The 19,487-nt window shown below is 68.7% G+C and carries 22 protein-coding genes; 15 read left to right on the top strand and 7 right to left on the bottom strand.

The features are described from left to right. Positions 1–94: 94 nt before the first annotated feature. From fdxA to ACU5AP_RS04700, 3 genes are all read left to right on the top strand, one after another. The gene (gene fdxA / locus ACU5AP_RS04710) at positions 95–436 is read left to right on the top strand and encodes a ferredoxin FdxA (RefSeq protein WP_003166185.1); all 342 of its coding nucleotides are present in this window, start codon (positions 95–97) and stop codon (positions 434–436) included. A gap of 310 nt (positions 437–746) precedes the next feature. Next, positions 747–1,292 (top strand): CarD family transcriptional regulator, encoded by a 546-nt coding sequence (locus ACU5AP_RS04705; protein WP_046652322.1) that lies wholly within the window; start codon positions 747–749, stop codon positions 1,290–1,292. 184 nt (positions 1,293–1,476) lie between these two features. Continuing rightward, positions 1,477–2,718, top strand: coding sequence for a benzoate/H(+) symporter BenE family transporter (locus ACU5AP_RS04700; protein ID WP_446680864.1), 1,242 nt, complete (start codon positions 1,477–1,479; stop codon positions 2,716–2,718). A 53-nt stretch (positions 2,719–2,771) separates the two neighbouring features. Here the strand turns inward: ACU5AP_RS04700 and ACU5AP_RS04695 are convergent, their stop codons facing one another. Further along, complete coding sequence (locus ACU5AP_RS04695; protein WP_223850613.1) at positions 2,772–3,257, bottom strand: DUF3617 domain-containing protein; 486 nt, start codon at positions 3,255–3,257, stop codon at positions 2,772–2,774. A gap of 228 nt (positions 3,258–3,485) precedes the next feature. Between ACU5AP_RS04695 and rpmB the strand changes: the two genes are divergently transcribed. Beyond that, positions 3,486–3,782: a 50S ribosomal protein L28 gene (rpmB, locus tag ACU5AP_RS04690; RefSeq protein ID WP_040346215.1), complete on the top strand. Its 297-nt coding sequence runs from the start codon at positions 3,486–3,488 to the stop codon at positions 3,780–3,782. A gap of 105 nt (positions 3,783–3,887) precedes the next feature. Then, complete coding sequence (locus ACU5AP_RS04685) at positions 3,888–5,582, top strand: M1 family metallopeptidase (protein ID WP_446680863.1); 1,695 nt, start codon at positions 3,888–3,890, stop codon at positions 5,580–5,582. A 3-nt stretch (positions 5,583–5,585) separates the two neighbouring features. Here the strand turns inward: ACU5AP_RS04685 and hemA are convergent, their stop codons facing one another. Beyond that, the gene (hemA, locus tag ACU5AP_RS04680) at positions 5,586–6,833 is read right to left on the bottom strand and encodes a 5-aminolevulinate synthase (protein ID WP_088410507.1); all 1,248 of its coding nucleotides are present in this window, start codon (positions 6,831–6,833) and stop codon (positions 5,586–5,588) included. Positions 6,834–6,948: 115 nt separating this feature from the next. Between hemA and pdxR (ACU5AP_RS04675) the strand changes: the two genes are divergently transcribed. The 4 genes from pdxR (ACU5AP_RS04675) (at position 6,949) to ACU5AP_RS04660 (ending at position 11,663) form a co-directional block, all read left to right on the top strand. Continuing rightward, positions 6,949–8,439, top strand: coding sequence for a MocR-like pyridoxine biosynthesis transcription factor PdxR (gene pdxR, locus ACU5AP_RS04675; protein ID WP_446680862.1), 1,491 nt, complete (start codon positions 6,949–6,951; stop codon positions 8,437–8,439). A 116-nt stretch (positions 8,440–8,555) separates the two neighbouring features. Next, the gene (alr, locus tag ACU5AP_RS04670) at positions 8,556–9,692 is read left to right on the top strand and encodes an alanine racemase (RefSeq protein WP_446680861.1); all 1,137 of its coding nucleotides are present in this window, start codon (positions 8,556–8,558) and stop codon (positions 9,690–9,692) included. Beyond that, complete coding sequence (locus ACU5AP_RS04665; protein WP_446680860.1) at positions 9,689–10,450, top strand: YggS family pyridoxal phosphate-dependent enzyme; 762 nt, start codon at positions 9,689–9,691, stop codon at positions 10,448–10,450. Before alr ends, ACU5AP_RS04665 begins: the two co-directional genes overlap by 4 nt. A gap of 55 nt (positions 10,451–10,505) precedes the next feature. Then, a complete protein-coding gene (locus ACU5AP_RS04660) occupies positions 10,506–11,663 on the top strand; it encodes a DegT/DnrJ/EryC1/StrS family aminotransferase (RefSeq protein WP_446680859.1) in 1,158 nt (385 codons plus the stop codon). A 6-nt stretch (positions 11,664–11,669) separates the two neighbouring features. On the opposite strand, the gene pdxY is transcribed toward ACU5AP_RS04660, so the two are convergent. The 3 genes from pdxY to ACU5AP_RS04645 all read right to left on the bottom strand — a co-directional run bounded on the left by pdxY (position 11,670) and on the right by ACU5AP_RS04645 (position 14,098). Then, positions 11,670–12,470 (bottom strand): pyridoxal kinase, encoded by an 801-nt coding sequence (gene pdxY, locus ACU5AP_RS04655; protein WP_446680858.1) that lies wholly within the window; start codon positions 12,468–12,470, stop codon positions 11,670–11,672. Between the two features lie 17 nt (positions 12,471–12,487). Continuing rightward, entirely contained in the window at positions 12,488–13,756 is a 1,269-nt protein-coding gene (gene glyA, locus ACU5AP_RS04650; RefSeq protein ID WP_128718889.1) for a serine hydroxymethyltransferase, read from the bottom strand. A gap of 105 nt (positions 13,757–13,861) precedes the next feature. Beyond that, positions 13,862–14,098: a hypothetical protein gene (locus tag ACU5AP_RS04645; RefSeq protein WP_003166197.1), complete on the bottom strand. Its 237-nt coding sequence runs from the start codon at positions 14,096–14,098 to the stop codon at positions 13,862–13,864. A gap of 118 nt (positions 14,099–14,216) precedes the next feature. Between ACU5AP_RS04645 and pdxR (ACU5AP_RS04640) the strand changes: the two genes are divergently transcribed. From pdxR (ACU5AP_RS04640) to truA, 6 genes are all read left to right on the top strand, one after another. Next, positions 14,217–15,677, top strand: coding sequence for a MocR-like pyridoxine biosynthesis transcription factor PdxR (gene pdxR, locus ACU5AP_RS04640; protein WP_128718890.1), 1,461 nt, complete (start codon positions 14,217–14,219; stop codon positions 15,675–15,677). 77 nt (positions 15,678–15,754) lie between these two features. Then, positions 15,755–16,162, top strand: coding sequence for an acyl-CoA thioesterase (locus tag ACU5AP_RS04635; protein WP_003166199.1), 408 nt, complete (start codon positions 15,755–15,757; stop codon positions 16,160–16,162). A gap of 73 nt (positions 16,163–16,235) precedes the next feature. After that, positions 16,236–16,808 carry a peptide deformylase gene (gene def, locus ACU5AP_RS04630; RefSeq protein ID WP_446680857.1) on the top strand — a complete coding sequence of 191 codons (573 nt, stop codon included), beginning with the start codon at positions 16,236–16,238 and terminating at the stop codon, positions 16,806–16,808. Continuing rightward, positions 16,808–17,023, top strand: a complete 216-nt coding sequence (locus ACU5AP_RS04625; RefSeq protein WP_003166203.1) for a hypothetical protein — start codon at positions 16,808–16,810, stop codon at positions 17,021–17,023. Before def ends, ACU5AP_RS04625 begins: the two co-directional genes overlap by 1 nt. Before the next feature lie 27 nt (positions 17,024–17,050). Continuing rightward, a complete protein-coding gene (fmt, locus tag ACU5AP_RS04620; protein WP_003166204.1) occupies positions 17,051–18,025 on the top strand; it encodes a methionyl-tRNA formyltransferase in 975 nt (324 codons plus the stop codon). Further along, complete coding sequence (gene truA, locus ACU5AP_RS04615) at positions 18,025–18,774, top strand: tRNA pseudouridine(38-40) synthase TruA (protein WP_128718892.1); 750 nt, start codon at positions 18,025–18,027, stop codon at positions 18,772–18,774. The genes fmt and truA overlap by 1 nt, the downstream gene beginning before the upstream one ends. A 9-nt stretch (positions 18,775–18,783) precedes the next feature. On the opposite strand, the gene ACU5AP_RS04610 is transcribed toward truA, so the two are convergent. Both ACU5AP_RS04610 and ACU5AP_RS04605 read right to left on the bottom strand, forming a co-directional pair. Further along, positions 18,784–19,254, bottom strand: a complete 471-nt coding sequence (locus tag ACU5AP_RS04610) for a YidB family protein (protein ID WP_223850615.1) — start codon at positions 19,252–19,254, stop codon at positions 18,784–18,786. Between the two features lie 32 nt (positions 19,255–19,286). Next, entirely contained in the window at positions 19,287–19,424 is a 138-nt protein-coding gene (locus tag ACU5AP_RS04605) for an entericidin A/B family lipoprotein (RefSeq protein WP_003166208.1), read from the bottom strand. Between the last annotated feature and the right edge of the window lie 63 nt (positions 19,425–19,487).

Below are 19,487 nucleotides of genomic sequence, written 5' to 3'. Positions count from 1 at the left end.
AGCTTTGCAACAGCGCCTTCGGTTGACAGTTGGTTCCGTCGGGGCCATGTGCGCGCCCTCGACCTCATCGCTGCCACAGGCCCGCCCGAACGCCATGACCTACATCGTCACCGACGCCTGCGTGAAATGTAAGTTCATGGACTGCGTCGAGGTGTGTCCGGTGGACTGCTTCTACGAGGGCGAGAACTTCCTGGTCATCGCGCCCGACGAATGCATCGACTGCGGCGTGTGCGAGCCGGAATGCCCCGTCGACGCCATCGTCCCCGACACCGAGGACGAACCCGACGGCAAGTGGCTGCAGGTCAACGCCGAATACGCCAAGGTCTGGCCGAACATCACAGTCAAGGGCGTGCCCCCGGCGGATCGCGAACAGTATGAACGCGAAACCGGCAAGTTCGAGAAATACTTCAGCCCCAAGCCGGGCAAGGGCTCCTAAGAATTCGCCACAATGCGGTCACAATGCGCCGATCCTCGCCGCGCGCCCTGTGGATGTTTTGAGATTTTCTAATTTTATGATAGGTTCCTCCCTATTCGAAACGGGCGGTTCCGCAACTCTGCGCGCCGCCCGCATTTACGACAGAACCTCGCCGCTAGAGACGAGGTCGGCCAGAGGTTTGGTGATCCGTTTTCGCGTCTGACAGTGCGATCCTCCGCCTCAACCGCCGGGCCCAGCGCTCGGCGGAGGGGCGGTTTTTCACTATCTGCGTGGCGACGATCTCATCCCGACGGTTCGGGAAAGGAATGACATGACGAGCAAGACCGGTCTGGAATTCAAGGTTGGCGATGCGGTGGTCTATCCCGCGCATGGCGTCGGCAAGGTCGCCGCGATCGAGACTCAGGAAGTCGCCGGCATGGCGCTGGAAGTCTATGTCGTGACCTTCGAACACGAGAAGATGACCCTGCGCGTCCCGACCAAGAAAGCCAAGACCGCCGGTCTGCGCACCCTGGCCGCCGACGACACCGTCTCCAAGGCCCTGACGACCCTGAAGGGCCGCGCCCGCGTCAAGCGCACCATGTGGTCGCGCCGCGCCCAGGAGTATGAAGCCAAGATCAACTCGGGCGATCTGATCTCGATCGCCGAAGTGGTCCGCGACCTGCACCGCGCCGAGACCCAGCCGGAACAGTCCTATTCCGAGCGCCAGCTCTATGAATCGGCCCTGGACCGCATGGCCCGCGAAGTCGCCGCCGCCAATAAGATCGACAAGGACGCCGCCATGGCCCTGCTGGGCAAGTCGCTCAGCGCCAAGAAGCCGGTCGCTCCGGCCGCCGAGGCTGAAGCCGAGGCCGCCTGACCTCAGGCGATCCGCAAACGACGCGAAAGGCCCGGCGGCGACGCCGGGCCTTTTTCATGAGCGCCGTCGGCAAGCGCTCAGTGAAACCAAATGGTCTGGCGAAATGGCCATGAATGGACAGGTCTGACCGGCCATTGATCCTCTAGGAGCGCGCGCATCGTCGTCGTTCGCAGAGGCCCTCCCCATGTCCATGCCCGCCCCTTCTCCACCCTTGCGGTGGAGCGACCTGCTGCACCCCGTCGTCGCCGGACTGATCTCGGTCATCGTCAACTATGGCGGCACCTTCATCCTGGTGTTCCAGGCGGCCAAGGTCGCGGGCCTCAGTCCTGAGCTGACCGCCTCCTGGGTCTGGTCGATCTCCATCGGCGTGGGGACGACGGGCCTATGGCTGAGCTGGCGCTACAAGGCGCCGATCATCACCGCCTGGTCCACGCCCGCGGCGGCCTTCCTGGTCACGGCCCTGGCGGCGACCTCCTACGCCGAGGCGATCGGCGCCTATCTGATCTCGGCGGCGGCCTTCGTCGTCCTGGGGCTGTCCGGCGGGTTCGACAAGGTGATCCGCCTGATCCCGCCCGCCATCGCCGCCGCCCTGCTGGCGGGCATACTGCTGCCCTTCGGGGTTCAGGCCTTCGGCGGCGTCGGCGTCGACCCCGTTCTAGCGGGCCTGCTGATCCTGACCTACGTCGTGCTGAAGCGGTTCACGGCGCGCTATGCGGTCGTGGGCATCCTCGTGCTGGGGCTGGGTTTCCTGCTGACGCAGGGGCGGGTCGACCTGTCGGGGCTGGAGCTGAAGCTGGCGGCACCGGTCTTCACCATGCCCGCCTTCTCGTTCAAGGCGCTGCTCAGCCTGGCCATCCCCATGTTCCTGATCACCCTGACGGGCCAGTATATGCCGGGGATGCTGGTGCTGCGAAACGACGGCTATGCGGTCAACGCCAACCCCCTGGTCACGGTGACGGGGCTCGGGTCGCTGCTGACGGCGCCGTTCGGGTCGCACGCCTTCAATGTGGCCGCCATCACCGCCGCCATTTGCACCGGCAAGGAGGCGCATGAAGACCCGTCCAAGCGCTGGATCGCGGGCGTGGCGGCGGGGGTGTTCTATATCCTGATCGGCGTGTTCGGCGTGACCCTGGCGGCGGTCTTCATGGCCCTGCCCTCCGTCTTCATCACCACCCTGGCGGGGCTGGCCTTGCTGGGCGCCATCGGCGGCAGCCTGGCGGGCGCCCTTGTCGAGCCGAAGTCCCGCGAGGCGGCCCTGATCACCTTCCTGGCGGCGGCGGCCAACATCCAGCTGTTCGGAATCGGCGGGGCCTTCTGGGGCCTGGTGATAGGGCTGATCGCCTATGCGGCCCTGAACGGCGACCTGGCGGCCTTCGCCAAGACCCTGCTGCCGGTCGGGCCCGCGCCCGAGCGTCCGGCGGAATAGGGCGCAAAGGAACAGAGGCCGGGTCTCGCGTCCCGGCCTCTTCCAAAATCAGATCAGAAATACTCGGCCCCGGCCGGGCACTGGGCGGCCAGGCGGCGCGCGGTGATGCTGGCCGGGATATAGGGCGTGCCGCGCGCCAGCTGGGCGCCGCCGTTGAAGCGGAAGGCCTGCTCTTCATAGGTGCCGTTCAGCCGCACATTGATGCGGCGGCCCTTGCGATCCTGACAGCTGCCTTCAAAGCGCGCGCGGCCGTCGCCGACCTGGCGGGTCGGATAGGTGCACCGCCACTTGCGCGTCGACAGACCGCCGAAGAATCGATTGATCTCGCTGGGCCGCACGCACTTCTGCTCAGTGTCGCGGGCGCCCATGACGCTGGTGGTGTACTCCCAGTAGCCGGGCAGAACCTCGGATTGGGCGGCCGACTGGGCCTGAGGCGCGGACGCTGGCGCGGCCAGCATCACGGCGCCGGCGGCCACAGGGGCGACGACAGCCATCAGCCGCGCGAAGGGGATCAAGGTCTTCATGGATTTGCCGTTCATGGGACTCATCATGGGTCTGCTCTATATAGTCACGCCTTGAACGACTGCTGAACGAAGGCGATCCCTCGCCTTCAGAATGACTCTGTCGCGCCGGACGACGACTCCAGCCTTGACGCCCGGCGAGTCCTTCCTCTATACGGCCCCCTCTCGCGCGGGCCTCCTTGCTCGCCGCGTCCCTGTTTCATGCGTCCGCACCGGTATCGCGGATGTGACCTTGAGGATCTTCAGATGTCGCGTCGCTGCGAACTCACCGGTATCGGCCCCATGGTCGGCCATCACGTGAGCCACTCCAACATCAAGACCAAGCGCCGCTTCCTGCCTGCGCTGAAGACGGTCAAGGTTCAGTCGGAAGCTCTGGGCCAGACCTTCTCGCTGCGTATCTCGAACGCCGCCCTGCGCACCCTGGACTTCAAGGGCGGCCTGGACGCCTTCATCGTCAAGGCTCGCGACGAGCAGCTGTCGATCGCCGCCCTGCGCATCAAGCGTCAGGTCCGCGCCAAGCTGGCCGAGCAAGCCGCCGCCTGATCGGCGTCGACTGACGGATTTTGAAGAGGCCGGTGGAGACGCCGGCCTTTTTCTTTTGCGCGCCGCGCGGCTAACCTCAGGGTTCGTCCTGCCGGAGCTTCAGCCTTGCGTCCTCTCGTCGCCCTCTGCCTGACCACGGCCCTGCTGTCGTCGCCCGTTCTGGCGCAGGAGGCGGCGCGCGAAACCACGGCCTTCACCCTGTCCAGCGGCGCGCCGCGCACGGCGGAGCAGTTGGCCCTGCACTTCGACAAGGCGGACCTGTCCTTCAGGCTGCTGCCGGAGACTCAATCCCTCGAAGGCGTCGCCGTCCTCGACTTCACCGCCACGGCGCCGACTTCGGCGGTCGTGGTCGAGCTGGACGCGGTCTTCGCCATCGCCGCCATCACCGTGGACGGGCAGGCCGTCGCCGACTGGTCCAACCCCGAGGGGCGGCTGACCATTCCCATGCCCCACCCCCTGACGGCGGGCGAAAGCGTTTCCGTCCGTATCGCCTATGCTGGACGCCCGCATCAGGCCAAGCGCGCGCCCTGGGACGGCGGCTTCGTCTGGACCACGACGCCCGACGGCCAGCCGTGGATCGCCAGCGCGGTTCAGGGCGAGGGCTGCGACCTGTTCTGGCCCTGCGTCGACCACCCCCAAGGCGAGCCGGAGCAGGTGGATCTGCACATCACCATCCCCTCAACCCTCAGCGCCCCCGCCAACGGCCGCTTTCTGGGCAAGAGCGACAACGGCGACGGCACGACGACCTGGAACTGGACCGCGCGCCAGCCCGACACCTACGCCATCAGCCTGAACGTCGGCCCCTATGTGGAGATGGCCGCCGACTATCAGAGCCGGTTCGGGAACATGATTCCGTTGCGCTTCTGGCGGCTGGCCTCGGCCGATCCGGCCAAGGCGCAGGCGCTGTTCGACGAGTTCCCGCAGATGCTCGACTTCTATGAGGCAAGCATCGGCCCCTTCCCCTTCGGCGACGAGAAGATGGGCGTGGTCGAGACCCCCCACCTGGGCATGGAGCACCAGACCATCAACGCCTACGGCAACGGCTACAAGCTGGACGGCAAGGGCTACGACTGGCTGCTGCAGCACGAACTGGCGCACGAATGGTTCGGCAATCAGCTGACCAACGCCGACTGGGACGACATGTGGCTGCATGAGGGTTTCGGCACATACATGCAGCCGCTCTACGCCCGCTGGCTGAACGGCGAGCGGGCCATGCAGGCCGAACTTCAGACCATGCGGCTGGCCCTGGCCAACCGCTTCCCAGTCGTGTCCGGCAAACAGCAGGACGCGGGAACCGTCTATGACGACAAGACCGGCCCGGCGCTGGATCTCTATTACAAAGGGACGCTGATCGCCCACGCCCTGCGCCTGCACATCGGCGACGACGCCTTTTATGAAAGCCTGCGCCGTCTGGTCTACGGCCGTCCCGATCCGCAGCCGGGGAATTTCCGTCCGCGCTACGCCACGACGCCGGACTATGTGGCCATCGTCAATGAAGTGACGGGGCGCGACATGGGCTGGTTCTTCGACGCCTACCTCTATCAGGCGGCCCTGCCCGATCTGGTCATGACGCGGCAGGGCGAGCAGGTGACGCTGGAGTGGAAGACCGCAAACGGCCGCCCCTTCCCCCTGCCGGTCGAGGTCGAGGTGGACGGCGCCGTGCGCGCCCTGCCCATGACCGACGGCCGCGCGACGTTCGAGGCGCCGCCGGGCGCGCACATCCTGCTGGACCCCGGCTCAAAGGTCTTGAGGCGGCTGGAGTATCTGGAGCGGTGGAAGGCGGCCTCAACCGCCAACTGACGCTCAGGCCGTTTCCAACTGACGCCGTCCCAGGGCCGCGAACCGGCGCCAGTCGGCGTTGTCAGCCCAGACAGCGGCCAGAGCCTCCAGCAGATGATCCTCGTCGTCGTCGTTGTGCAGCGGCGTCGGCGTGACGCGCAGCCGCTCGGTCCCGCGCGGCACCGTGGGGAAGTTGACCGGCTGGATATAGACGCCGTGCTCATCCATCAGGGCGTCCGTCACCGCCCGCGCCGTGGCCGCGTCGCCGATCATCACCGGCAGGATATGGCTGGGGCTGGGGAGGACCGGCAGACCCAGCCGCTGCATCCCCGCCTTGATCGAGGCGGCGCGCGCGGCCAGCGTCCGACGCGGCGCGCCGTCGGCTTTCAGATGTCGCAGCGCCGCCCGCACCCCGGCCACGACCGAGGGCGGCAGGGCCGTGCTGAAGATGAAGCCCGGCGCGTGACTGCGCACGAAATCGACCGCCGCCGCATCGCCCGCCACATAGCCGCCCATGGCGCCGAACCCCTTGCTGAGCGTGCCCTGAATCATGCTGATGCGGTGCGACTGGCCGTCGCGTTCGGCCACGCCCGCGCCACGCGCGCCGTACAGGCCCACGGCGTGAACCTCGTCCAGATAGGTGAAAGCGCCGTGCTTCTCGGCCACGTCGCAGAGGGCGGCGATGGGGGCGAAATCGCCGTCCATCGAATAGCAGCTCTCGAAACAGACCAGCTTGGGCCGATAGCGGCAGACCCCGCTCATCAGCCGGTCCAGGTCGCGCCAGTCGTTGTGGGCGAAGATGTGCTTCTCCACGCCCGAGCGGCGCATGCCCTCGATCATGGAGGCGTGGTTCAGGGCGTCGGAAAAGATCACCGCTCCCGGCAGGCGCGACGCCAGCGTCGACAGGGCCGCGTCATTGGCCGCATAGCCGGAGGTGAACAGCAGCGCCGCCTCCTTGCCGTGCAGATCGGCCAGATCGCGCTCCAGCAGGACGTGTTCGTGGCTGGTGCCCGAGATGTTGCGCGTCCCGCCCGCGCCCGCGCCATAGGTGCGGATAGCGCTTTGCGCCGCCTCGACCACCTCGGGATGGACGCCCATCGACAGATAGTCGTTCGAGCACCAGATGGTGATAGTCCGCTCGCGCCGGTGATCCCAGGCGTAGGGCGCGCCCTTCGACAGCCGCTCCAGATCGGCGAAGACGCGATACCGGCCCTCCTGCTTCAGATCGTCCAGATCGCGGCTGAAGAAGTCGGCGAAATCAAAAGCGCCCATGACATCACATCCCATCACAGGACGGGCGGCGACATTGCCATCCCGCCGGGGGCGTGACACCTAACGCTGGATTGGCTGGATCATTCCGGCCACTTTGGAAAGAAACTGCAGACCATTGCTGAAGCGCGCCCAGCTGGAATCCGTTCAAGCCTTCATGGACCATCCGGCCCAGTCCGGCCTGCCCCTGCACGCCCGCATCCAGCGCGCCGTGCGCCAGTTGATCGTCGAGCGATCGCTGACGGCGGGGCGGCCCCTGCCGTCATCGCGGACGCTGGCCCGGTCGCTGGGCGTGTCGCGCGATACGGTCGAGACGGCCTATGCCCAGCTTCACGCCGAGGGCTTCATCGAGCGGCGCGTCGGCAGCGGCAGCTTCGTCTGCGAGCTGACCGAACTGGGCCTGAAGCGCGGAGTGCTGCGTCCGGCGGGCCGCCGCCCCGCCCTGCAACCGGCGACAGCGCCGACGCTCAGCAAGCGCGGACAAGCGATGGCCGACAGCGGAGGTCTGCGCGATCCCTACGCTCCGCTGGCCTTCTCGCCCGGCGTGCCGGAGACGCGGCTGTTTCCTTTCGCACAGTGGGACCGGCTGCACCGCCTGACCCTACGCGAGGAGGGCGCCGCCGCCCTGCACCACGGCGACCCGCAGGGCCATCCGCGCCTGCGCCGCGCCATCGCCGGCTATGTGAACCTGGAACGCGGGGCGCGGGCCGATCCCGACCAGATCCTGGTCCTGACCAGTTCCCAGCAGGCCCTGTCGCTGTGCGCGCGGGTGCTGGCCGATCCCGGCGACGGCGTCTTCATCGAAGACCCGGCCTATCAGGGCGCCGCCAAGGCGCTGGATGCGGCGGGGCTGAAGCGCCTGCCCGTGGCGGTCGACGCACAGGGGCTGCGGACCGACGACCTGCTGGCCCGACGTGAGGACGGGCGGGCGGTCTTCGTCACCCCCTCGCACCAGTTTCCGACGGGGCGCACCCTGTCGCTGGACCGACGGCTGGCGCTGATCCAGTGGGCGACCGAGCATGACGCCTGGATTCTGGAAGACGACTACGACAGTGAATTCCACTATGCCGGGCGGCCGACGGCCTGCGTTCAGGGCTTGGACCCGCATGACCGGACCCTGTATCTGGGCACCTTCACCAAGTCGCTGTTTCCAGGTCTGAGGCTGGCCTATCTGATCCTGCCGCGCCCGCTGGTCGAGCCGGTGGTCGCGGCGCGCAGCCTGATGGACGGCTTCACCGCCTCAGTGGCGCAGCTGACGCTGGCCCGCTTCATCGAGGACGGCCGGTTCGGCGCCTATGTCCGCACCATGCGCGGCGTCTATGCGGAACGGCTGGATGCTCTGGAGGCGGCGGTGAGGGCGCGCCTGCCCCACGTCGTCACGCCCGACCGACCCGCCGGGGGCCTGCAGATGCCCTGCTTCCTGAAGGACGGCTTCGATGAGGCCGAGACGGTGCGCGCGGCCCGGCGCGTCGGCGTCCACCTGACCGGCCTGACGCCCCTGCACGACATGGGCGCGGGCCGTCCCGGCTGGCTGATGGGCTTCGCCGCCTCGACCCCGGCCGAGATCGACGCCGCCGTCGACCGGCTGGCGAAGCTGTTCCTCGCGTGATCGACGCTTACAAAGCGGTCTGACAATCTGCGCCGACGTGGCGGGGAATGGCCGGGACAGCGCCGCCTAGGATGCGGAGGTCGGCGGTCAGCCGACGCCGTGAAAGCTCCCGTCCCTTGCCTGCCCTCGCCCTGTTCTCGACCGACCAGCCGGGCCGCCGATCCGACCACGGCGGCGGCCGGATTCACGTTTCCTTACGCGCCGTCGCCGCCAACTATCGCGCCATGTGCGACCAGGTCGCGCCCGCAGCCTGCGCCGCCGTGGTCAAGGCCGACGCCTATGGTCTGGGCGCGGCCCGCATCGCGCCCGCCCTCTATGACGCCGGATGCCGCGCCTTCTTCGTCGCCCATCTGTTCGAGGCCGTGGATCTGCGCCGCAGCCTGCCCGCAGACGCCGAACTGTTCGTGCTGAACGGTCTGGCGCCCAGCGCCGAATACGCCGCCCTCGCCGCCGGGGCGATCCCGGTGCTGAACAGCCGCGAGCAGATGGAGGGCTGGGCCCGCCTGGGCCGGGCCGTCGGGCGGCCGCTAGCAGCGGCGATCCAGTTCGACACCGGCATGTCGCGGCTTGGCCTGCCGCCCGAGGACGCCGCCTTCGCCTTCGACCCGGACGGCCCGATCCGCTGGATCGAACCGCGCCTGATCCTCAGCCACCTGGCCGTCGCCGACACGCCCGGCCACGCGGGCAATGCGCGCCAGCGTCAGGCCTTTGAGCGCATACTGGCCCACGCGCCGCCGGGCGTTGCGCGTTCGCTGGCCAACTCGGCCGGGTGCTGGCTGGGCCAAGACTATCACTACGACCTGTGCCGGGTCGGGGCCGCCCTGTTCGGGCTGGACGCCTCGCCCTCGGCCAAGGCCATGCAGCCGGTGGTCGAGGTGACGGGCCGCGTCATCCAGACCCGCGCCGTGCCTGCGGGCGCGGGCGTCGGCTACGGCTGGGCCGTCACGGCGGCGAAGGGAATGCGTCTGGCCACCATCGGCGTGGGCTATGCCGACGGCTGGCCGCGTCAGTTGTCGGCCGTCGGCGGCGCCGCGTTCGAGGGGCGGTTGCTGCCCTTCGTCGGCCGCATCTCGATGGACAGTCTGGTCGTGGACGTCAGCGCTCTGCCGCCCGACGCGCTGAAGCCGGGCGATCACGTCGAGCTTCTGGGCCCCAACCGCCCGCCGGAGCAACTGGCGCTGGAAGGCGCGACCATCGACTATGAAGTCATCGCGCGACTGGGCCGTCGCCTGTGTCGGGAGTATGTTTCGTGACCCTTTCGTCTGAAAACCTCGCACGCTTCGGGTCTGATCCGCGCGAGCGGTTCGCCGCCAATCTGGCGCTGGTCCATCGCCGCATCGCCGCCGCCTGCGAACAAGTCGGGCGGCCGATCGACAGCGTGCGTCTGCTGCCCATCACCAAGACGGTTCCGGCCGAGATTCTTCGTCTGGCCTGGGCCGCGGGCGTCACCGACTTCGGCGAGAACAAGCTGCAGGAGGCCCGCGACAAGGCCGAGGCCATGGCCGACCTGTCGATGCGCTGGCACGTCGTCGGCCATCTGCAATCGAACAAGGTCAAATACCTGACCCGTCTGGCGGACGAGTTCCATGCGCTGGACAGCCTCAAGCTGGCCGAGGTGCTGGACAAGCGGCTGGAGACCGACGGGCGCGACATGAAGGTCTATGTCCAGGTCAACACCTCGGGCGAGGAGAGCAAGTTCGGCCTGCATCCCGACGACGCGCTGGACTTCATCGAACGGCTGGAAGCCTTCCCCCGGCTGAAGCCGCAGGGGCTGATGACGCTGGCGGTGTTCAGCGATGATCCCGACCGGGTGCGGCCCTGCTTCACCCTGTTGCGGTCCCTGCGCGACAGGGCCGAGCGCATCGATGCGCGCATCACCGGCCTGTCGATGGGCATGACCGGCGACTACGAACTGGCCGTGCGCGAAGGCGCGACCGTGGTGCGCGTCGGACAGGCCATCTTCGGCCCGCGCCCGACGCCGAACGCCCACTACTGGCCCGGTCTGGCCTGAGCCGACTGTCCTGAGCTGACTGGCCTGATCACCATTCCCTCCCCGGAGTAACCGCGTGACGATTCCCTTCATCGATCTTCTCAGCCAGCGCCGACGCATCGGCGCGACCATCGACGCCGCCCTGATGGAGGTCGCAGCCAGCGGCCAGTACATCATGGGTCCGGCTGTCGGCGCCTTTGAACAGGCCCTGTGCGACTTCGGTCAGGCGCCCCACGCCCTGTCCTGTTCCAACGGGACGGATGCGCTGGTGCTGCTGATGATGGCGTGGGGCGTGGGGCCGGGAGACGCCGTCTTCTGCCCCGCCTTCACCTTCGCCGCCACGGCCGAAGTGGTGGCGCTGGCGGGCGCCACGCCGGTCTTCGTCGACATCCGCCCCGACACCTGGACGATCGACCCCGACCACCTGCGCGCCGCCGTCGAGGCGGTCGAGCGCGAGGGCGTGCTGAAGCCCCGCGCCGTCATCGCCGTGGACCTGTTCGGCCAGCCCGCCGACTATCCCGCCCTGTCGGGCATCACCCAGAAACACGGGCTGAAGCTGATCGCGGATTCGGCGCAGGGGTTCGGCTGCACCCTGAACGGCCGGCACCCCATCCACTGGGCCGACGCCACGACGTTGAGCTTCTTTCCAGCCAAACCTCTGGGCGCCTATGGCGACGGCGGGGCGGTGCTGATGAAGGATGAGGCGCTGATGGATCACCTCGTTTCCCTGCGCGTCCACGGACAGGCGACGGCGGCGGATGCAGCGGCGCAGGGCTTTGCGCACGACCCCAAATATCTGAACCCGCGTCTGGGCATGAACGGGCGGCTGGACACGCTGCAGGCCGCCGTCCTGCTGGAGAAGTTGAAGATCTTCCCGGACGAGATCGAGCGCCGCAACCGCATCGCCGAGCGCTATGTGCAGGGTCTGGCCGGTCATGTGGCGGCGACGCCCGTCGTCATTCCCGGCGGCCGTTCGGTCTGGGCCCAGTTCACCGTCGAGCATGACGACCGCGACGCTCTAGCCGCCCATCTGAAGGCTGAGGGCGTGCCGACCGCCGTCTATTATCCGATCCCCCTGCACCGCCAGCCCGCCTATCGCCAGCACCCGGTCGGACCCGGCGGTCTGGCCGTGACCGAGGCCAAGGCGGAACGGGTCGTCAGCCTGCCGATGAGCGCCTATCTGGACGAGGCCGTGCAGGACCGGGTGATCGCCGCCGTCGCCGGCTTCGGCTGAGGGCTTTCAGCCCTCGGTCAGGCGCATCTCGAAGGCGCCCGCCGCCTGGGTGCGCAGCAGAACGGTCTGGACCCCGGCGGTGGCGCGGGCGGCGGCCTCGGCCAGCGCCTCGCCGCGCATCAGCCAGCCGGTCAGATAGGCGGTGAACAGGTCGCCGGTGCCGCTGGGCCGGATCGGGATGCGGGGGATGGAGACGCGATGGGCGACGCCGCCCTCGACCGCCACCGTCTCGACCTCGCCGGGCGCGGTGTCGGTCAGGACGCAGCCGGTCACCACCGTCCGGCCCGTGCCGCGCGCGTTCAGGATGCGGGCCGCCTCGATCACGCCCTCGACCGTATCGGGCCGTTCGCCGACCAGTCGGCCCAGTTCGAACTGGTTGGGAGTGATGATGTCGGCCATCGGCGTCAGTTCGTCGCGGAACTGTTCGATCAGGCCCTCGGCGACGAAGACGCCCAGATCATCGTCGCCGATCACCGGGTCGCAGATGTGCAGAAGCGCCGGGTTCCTCCCCTTCCAGCGCCGCAGGAAACCCGCCGTCGCCGCCGCATTGGCGGCCGAGCCCATATAGCCCGTGACCACCGCCCCGGCCGTCATCGGCAGGTCGCGCTCCTCGACCCCCAGCAGCAGGTCGGCGACCAATTCCGTCTCCAGAATCCGGCCGCGCATGGTGGGATAGTGCGGGTGATTGGACAGCAGGGTGGTCGGCACCGCCGCCACCTCCAGCCCCATGGCCTGCATCGGCTGGACCGCCGCGCTGTTGCCGACGTGGCCGTAGACGACCTGGCTTTGAATCGAGATGACCCGCACGCGCGTTCGGAACCTCCTTAAGCGGGCGTCAGCGCCGGTCCGACAATCGGATAGGCCCGCGTCAGTTCTCTTCCCTGCGCCTTCACCGCCGCGCTGTCGAGATCGCCGTCGCGCAGACCCTTGAGGATGGTCAGGATCATGCCGCCGACCGTGCGGAACGCCTCGGCGTCGAACCCGCGCGAGGTCGAGGACGGCGAGCCCAGCCGCAGCCCCGACGTCACCATCGGCGAGGCGGTGTCGTAGGGGACGGCGTTCTTGTTGGCGATCAGGCCGTGATCCTCCAGCGCCTCGACCGCCGCCTTGCCGGTCAGGCCGAAGGGGCGCAGGTCGACCAGCACCAGATGGCAGTCCGTCCCGCCCGACACGAGGCGCAGGCCACCGTCCGCCAGCGTCTGGCCCAGCACGCGGGCGTTCTCGATCACCGCCTTGGAGTATTCGACGAAGTCCGGTTGCAGCGCCTCATGGAAGGCTGCGGCCTTGCCCGCGATGACGTGCATCAGCGGCCCGCCCTGCGTGCCGGGGAAGACCGCCTTGTCGATGCGCCGCGCCAGTTCCGGATCGTTGCACAGGATCAGGCCGCCGCGCGGGCCGCGCAGGGTCTTGTGCGTGGTCGAGGTGGTGACATGGGCGTGCGGCGTCGGATTGGGATAGAGGCCCGCCGCGATCAGCCCGGCGTAGTGGGCCACGTCGGCCACCAGGTATGCCCCGACCTTATCCGCGATCTGGCGCATCCGGGCGAAGTCGATGCGGCGCGGATAGGCCGAGCCGCCCGCATAGATCAGGCGCGGCCGGTCCTGAAGGACGCGCTGCTCCATGTCGTCATAGTCGATCAGGTCGTCGTCTTCGCGCACCCGATAGGCGCTGACCTCGAACCACTGGCCCGACAGGCTGACCGGCGAGCCGTGCGTCAGGTGGCCGCCGCAGGCCAGATCCAGCCCCATGATGCGGTCGCCCGGTTTGATGAGGGCGAACAGCACGGCCAGGTTGGCGTTGACGCCCGAGTGCGGCTGGACGTTGGCGTAGGCCGTGTCGAACAGGGTGCAGGCGCGCTCGATGGCCAGCTTCTCGGCGATGTCGACCGCCTCGCACCCGCCGTAGTAGCGGCGGCCCGGATAGCCCTCGGCGTATTTATTGGTCAGGACCGAGCCCTGCGCCTGACGCACAGCGGCGCTGACGATGTTCTCGGACGCGATCAGCTCGATGCTGTCCTGCTGGCGCTGGCGCTCCAGCATCAGGGCTTGGGCCAGTTGCGGGTCCAGAGCCCGCGTCGCCAGGTCGGAAGTCATGCTGTCTCCGTCAGACAAGAAAAAACGGCGGGTCGGCCGGTGAGGAGGGATCGCCGACCCGCCAAGCAATCCGGCTTCGGGGGACAGAAGCCGGATCGAACAGCATCAACGCAGGGCGGAAAGGTCCGCGCCATGGTTGATGTGATAGACGGCGTCGCCGAGGACGATGGCCGGAACGGACTTCACGCCCGCCGCCTCGGCCTCGTCCAGACGCTGAGGCGTCTCGCCCAGATGAACGACCTCGACCTCATAGGCCGCAGGATTCAGCGCGCCGGCGAAGCGCTGCTCGGCGTCGACGCAGACGGTGCAGCCTGCGTGATAGAAAACGGCTTTCTCGGCCATGACCCTATCCCTTGTTTCTGTTCCCGCAGCGGTGTTGCTGCCTGGGAGTGCGCGTGGGATACCCGGCCTATCGGCCCTGTCATAAGAGCCGCTTTCCTGAAACCTGGTAGGCCGGATCATGGGACGCAGCGCCGTCGTCATTGAACTGATCGAAGACCCCGCCCGGCCCCTGTTCATCAATCTGGCGGGGTCGGTGATCCGTGAGATCGAGCGCGGTCGGCTGAAGCCCGGCGACCGCCTGCCCGGCACCCGCGCCCTGGCCAGCGCCCTGGGCGTGCATCGCAACACCGTCGACGCCGCCTATCAGGAGTTGGTGCTGCAGGGCTGGCTGACCGCCGAGGCGTCGCGCGGCACCTTCGTCGCCCGCGACCTGCCCGATCTGGGCACGCAGAACTGGGGCGTCCGGCCCGCCGCCGCGCGCCTCGCCTCGCCCCTGCCGCAGACCCGGCCCGCGCCGCCGCCGATGCAGTTCTCGGACGGGGCCCCCGATGCGCGCCTGATGCCGGGGCTGGAGCTGGCCAGGGCCTTCCGCCGCTCGCTGACCGGCGCCGAACTGAAGTCGCTGCCCGGATACGGCGACCCGCGCGGCGCGCCCTCGCTGCGAACGGCGTTGGCCCGCTATCTGTCGACCGAGCGCGGCCTGACCATCGGCGCAGACGACATCCTGGTCACGCGCGGCAGCCAGATGGCCCTGTTTCTGGCCGCCGCCGTCCTGAATCCCGGCGACGCCATCGCCGTCGAAGATCCCGGCTATCCGCTGGCGTGGAAGGCGTTTCGCGCGGCCGGCGCCAGGGTGGTCAGCGCCCCGGTCGATGCTCAAGGCCTGGACGTCGAGCGCCTGGAGGCGCTGCTTGCCCGCGACCCGACCATCCGCGCCGTCTATGTCACGCCCCATCATCAGTTCCCGACCACCGTCACCCTGGGCGCCGGACGACGTCTGCGCCTGCTGGAGATGGCGCGTCGCCACGGCCTGATCCTGATCGAGGACGACTATGACCATGAATACCGCTTCGAGGGCCGCCCGGTCCTGCCCCTGGCCGCCCGCGCCCTAGGCAGGAGCCAGGGCCAGGACGGGAACCGCATCATCCATATCGGTTCGGTGTCCAAACTGCTCTCGCCCGTGGTCCGCATCGGCTATGCGACAGGCGCGCCGGACCTGATCCAGGCCATGACCGCGCGACGCGAGGCCATCGACCGTCAGGGCGACCTGCCGCTGGAACGGGCGCTGGCGCGGCTGATCGACGACGGCGAGTTGGGCCGCCACGCCCGCAAGGCGCGCAAAATCTATGAACAGCGCCGCGATCTATTGTGCGCCGAGATCGCCGCCCGGCTGGGCGATGCGGTCGCCTTCGACAAGCCGGCGGGCGGGCTGGCGCTGTGGCTGCGCGTGAACCCGGACATCGACGCCGCCGCCTGGGCCGCCGAGGCCGAGCGATCCGGCCTGATCCTGACGCACGGCGGCCAGCTTCAACTCCAGCCCGGCCCAGGCCGCAACGCCTTCCGCATCGGTTTCGCCAGCCTGGACGAAGCCGAACTGGTCCGCGCCGTGACAAGGCTGAGAGCGGCCGTCCCAAACTAGGCTATCGAGAATGACTTGCACCTGACCGCGCACCAGCGCATGAACCGACCTCGATAGAGCCGCCCAAGAGGTCATCCGTGTCCGACGTCGACAAAACCGCCGCCACCCTGCCCGAGGGCCAGCCCGTCGGCCGCGTCATCGCCATGCCCGCCGACACCAATCCGGAAGGCGACATCTTCGGCGGCTGGCTGCTGGCGCAGATGGACCTGGCCGGGGCGACCCCGGCGTTCGAGCGCGCGGGCGGCCGCTGCGCCACCGTGGCCCTCGACGGCATGGTCTTCCACCAGCCGGTGTCGGTCGGCGACGAAGTCTCCATCTACGCCAAGATCATCCGCACGGGCCGCACGTCGATCCGCGTCCATGTCGAGGCGTGGAAGCGCGCCCGCGGCCAGGCCGAGGCCCAATCGGTCCGCGTGACCGAGGGCGTCTTCACCTATGTGGCCATCGACCAGGAGCGCAAGCCGCGCGAAGTGCCGCCCGCCTGAAGCCGGCCGAGAAGTCCGAGCGCCACGGTCGGTAATTCTTGACGTTCGGGGGCGGCGGCCCTACCTCCCCCGCATGGCCATTCGTCGTATCCTGACTATCGATAACGCCGCCGATCTGGCGATCCTGAAGACCGTCGCCGCGCCCGTCGAGGGCGGCGTCAGCGACGCCGTGCGCGCCCTCATGGATGACATGCTGGAGACGATGTACGACGCGCCGGGCATCGGCCTGGCCGCGCCCCAGATCGGCGAGTTGACCCGCGTGGTCGTCATGGACCTGGGCGACAAGCCGGTCGAGGGCAAGGCGGACGAGCCCGAAACCGAGGAAGAGGCGCTGGAGCGCCGCAACCCGCGCTTCTTCGTCAACCCGGAAATCCTGTGGTCGTCCGAAGAGATGTTCTCCTACGAGGAAGGCTGCCTGTCGGTGCCGACCTATTACGACTCGGTCGAGCGCCCCGCCCGCGTGCGCGTGCGCTACATGAACTATCAGGGCGAGACGATCGAGGAAGAGATCGAGGGCCTGTACGCCGTCTGCTTCCAGCACGAGCTGGACCACCTGAACGGCGTCCTGTTCATCGACCACCTGTCGCGCCTGCGTCGCGACCGAGCGGTCACCAAGGTCAAGAAACACGCGAGGATGGCCGCCTGATGGCTCGCAAGACCCGCATCATCGACCAGCGCGGCCGTCGCCGCCTGACCCGCAACGAAAAGGTCGGCGTCGCCAGCGTCGCGACCTTGCTGGCCGTCGCCGCCGTCGGCGTGGTGGCCGGTCTGGTCATCGATCGTCTGCTCGATTTCGACGACGCCCTGGACGCGGGCGGCGAGTGGGACGAGGGCGGCGGCGTCTATACCCGCTGGATGTAATCGGCCCCACGGTCTAAAGGCCTGCCCATGCGCCTAGCCTTCATGGGAACCCCCGACTTCGCCGTGCCGTCCCTGGCCGAGCTGATCGCCTCGGGGCACGAGATCGTCGCCGTCTATTCGCAACCGCCGCGCCCCAAGGGCCGGGGTCAGAAGCTGACGCCGTCGCCGGTTCACGCCTTCGCCGAGGCCATGGGCCTGCCGGTCTTCACGCCTGAGAGCATGAAGTCGCCGGAGGCCATCGACGTCTTCAAGAGCCTGGACCTCGACGCGGCCTGCGTCGTCGCCTACGGCCAGATCCTGAAGCCTGAAGTGCTGGAGGCGCCGCGTCTGGGCTGCTTCAACCTGCACGGGTCGCTGCTGCCGCGCTGGCGCGGGGCCGCCCCGATCCAGCGCGCCATCATGGCCGGGGACCGCCAGACCGGCGCCCAGATCATGCGGATGAGCGAGGGGCTGGACGAAGGCGCCATCATCCTGTCCGAACTAATGGACATCCACGCCGACGACACGGCCGCCTCTCTGGGCGACCGCATGGCCCATGTCGGCGCCGCCCTGTGGCCCCGCGCGCTGGCCGCCATCGAGCGCGGCGGCTTCACCGAGACGCAGCAGGCGGGCGAGCCGACCTACGCCAAGAAGATCACTTCGGCCGAGGCGCGTATCGACTGGACCCGCCCGGCCGCAGAGGTGGACGCCCACATCCGCGGCCTGTCGCCCTTCCCCGGCGCCTGGTTCGAGGTCGAGGCTGACGGCGAGCCCGTCCGCATCAAGGCCCTGATGTCGGTTCTGGCCGAAGGACAGGGGACGCCCGGTCAGGTGCTGGACGACGCCCTGACGATCGCCTGCGGAACCGGCGCCGTGCGCCTGACCCGCGTGCAGCGCCCCGGCAAGGCGGCGCAACCGGCCGACGAGATGCTGCGGGGCTTTCCGGTTCCAGCCGGCGCCATGCTGGACGGGCCGCGTCAGGTCGAGAAGGCGGAGCCTTCTGATCGCGGCCCCCAAGGCTAATGCCCCGGTATCGTTTCACAGTTGAATACGACGGCTCGGCCTACAACGGTTTTCAGGCCCAGCTCGGCCAGCCGACCGTGCAGGGCGCCATCGAGACGGCGATCACCGCCTTCAGCGGCCAGGCCGTGCGGATCGCCGCCGCCGGGCGCACCGACACAGGCGTCCACGCCACGGGCCAGACCTGCCACGTCGATCTGGAGCGCGACTGGCCGGCGCAGACGGTGATGAACGCCCTGAACGCCCATATGGTGAAGGAGGCCGTGGCGGTGCTGGACTGCACGCCGGTCAGCGACGACTGGCACGCCCGCTTCACCGCCAATGGACGCAAATACCTGTATCGCATCCTGAACCGCCCCGGCCGTCCGGCGCTGGATCGAGGCCGGGTCTGGCACGTCAGGAAGCCGCTGGACGCCGAGGCCATGCACGCGGCGGCGCAATACCTGACCGGCCTGCACGACTTCACCACCTTCCGCGACGCGGCCTGTCAGTCGGCCAGTCCCGTGAAGACGCTGGACGTGGCCCGCGTGAACCGCGTCGGCGAAGAGGTGCATCTGGTGTTCGAGGCGCGCAGCTTCCTGCATCGCCAGGTGCGCTCAATGGCGGGCAGCATCGCCGAGGTCGGCCTGGGCCGCTGGCGTCCCGCCGACCTGGCCGATGCGCTCGAAGCCAGGGACCGCTCGCGGTGCGGCCCGGTGGCGCCGTCAGACGGGCTTTATCTGACGGGCGTCACCTATGAGGCCGAAGCCTAGCGCCAAGCCTTAGCGCTTGAACAGGCCGCCCAGCGCGCCGCCGAGGCCGCCCGGCAGGTTGTCCAGCAGACCGCCCAGCATGTCGTCGGCGCCGTCGACGGAGCCGCCCGGCGTCAAGCGATCGACCGCTTCCGGCAGCAGGCCCGCCAGGGTCTCGCTGGCCTGTTCCGGCGAAATGCCCAGCTTCTGTGCGAAGTCGGCGATCGGACCCGAGCCGATGACGGCGGCGATCTGTTCCGGCGAGATCGCGGCGTTGCCGCCCTTGCCGATCCACGAGGCCGCCACGTCGCCCAGGCCGTTCTGACCGAACTTTTCGGCCAGGCCCGCCACGCCGCCCTGCCCCTTCAGCAGGTCGGCCAGGCCGCCGGCGGCGTCATCGCCGAGGCCGCCCAGGATATTGTCCAGAAGTCCCATCTCAATTCCTCCGATTGCGCCGTCAGAATGACGGACTTCGTCTGCGGATTTGTGGCGAAAAGGCAAAACAAGGCAACGCCTCGCGCCTTCGCCCGGCGTCAGCTCTTGGCGCGCTCCGAGCCCGAGGTGACGGCCTGACCGGCGGCGGACAGGTCGCGGCCGATGCCCGACACCGTGTTGCAGGCGGCGGTGGTCAGGGCGGCGGCGATGACGCCGAGAACGATGAGCTTGCGCATGATGACATCCCCATGAATCGATTTGGCGCTTCAACGTGAAGCTTGACCATAAGGTTGCATGGC

Source organism: Brevundimonas sp. RM1, assembly GCF_052907225.1.
Note: the sequence above shows the minus strand (reverse complement) of the source record. Positions and strands in the feature narration are given on the sequence as shown.

Coding starts and splice junctions, on each gene's coding strand:
- fdxA (WP_003166185.1), top strand. CDS start 95: ATGACCTACATCGTCACCGACGCCTGCGTGAAATGTAAGTTCATGGAC.
- ACU5AP_RS04705 (WP_046652322.1), top strand. CDS start 747: ATGACGAGCAAGACCGGTCTGGAATTCAAGGTTGGCGATGCGGTGGTC.
- ACU5AP_RS04700 (WP_446680864.1), top strand. CDS start 1,477: ATGTCCATGCCCGCCCCTTCTCCACCCTTGCGGTGGAGCGACCTGCTG.
- ACU5AP_RS04695 (WP_223850613.1), bottom strand. CDS start 3,257: ATGAACGGCAAATCCATGAAGACCTTGATCCCCTTCGCGCGGCTGATG.
- rpmB (WP_040346215.1), top strand. CDS start 3,486: ATGTCGCGTCGCTGCGAACTCACCGGTATCGGCCCCATGGTCGGCCAT.
- hemA (WP_088410507.1), bottom strand. CDS start 6,833: ATGGGCGCTTTTGATTTCGCCGACTTCTTCAGCCGCGATCTGGACGAT.
- glyA (WP_128718889.1), bottom strand. CDS start 13,756: ATGACTTCCGACCTGGCGACGCGGGCTCTGGACCCGCAACTGGCCCAA.
- ACU5AP_RS04645 (WP_003166197.1), bottom strand. CDS start 14,098: ATGGCCGAGAAAGCCGTTTTCTATCACGCAGGCTGCACCGTCTGCGTC.
- pdxR (WP_128718890.1), top strand. CDS start 14,217: ATGGGACGCAGCGCCGTCGTCATTGAACTGATCGAAGACCCCGCCCGG.
- def (WP_446680857.1), top strand. CDS start 16,236: ATGGCCATTCGTCGTATCCTGACTATCGATAACGCCGCCGATCTGGCG.
- ACU5AP_RS04625 (WP_003166203.1), top strand. CDS start 16,808: ATGGCTCGCAAGACCCGCATCATCGACCAGCGCGGCCGTCGCCGCCTG.
- fmt (WP_003166204.1), top strand. CDS start 17,051: ATGCGCCTAGCCTTCATGGGAACCCCCGACTTCGCCGTGCCGTCCCTG.
- truA (WP_128718892.1), top strand. CDS start 18,025: ATGCCCCGGTATCGTTTCACAGTTGAATACGACGGCTCGGCCTACAAC.
- ACU5AP_RS04605 (WP_003166208.1), bottom strand. CDS start 19,424: ATGCGCAAGCTCATCGTTCTCGGCGTCATCGCCGCCGCCCTGACCACC.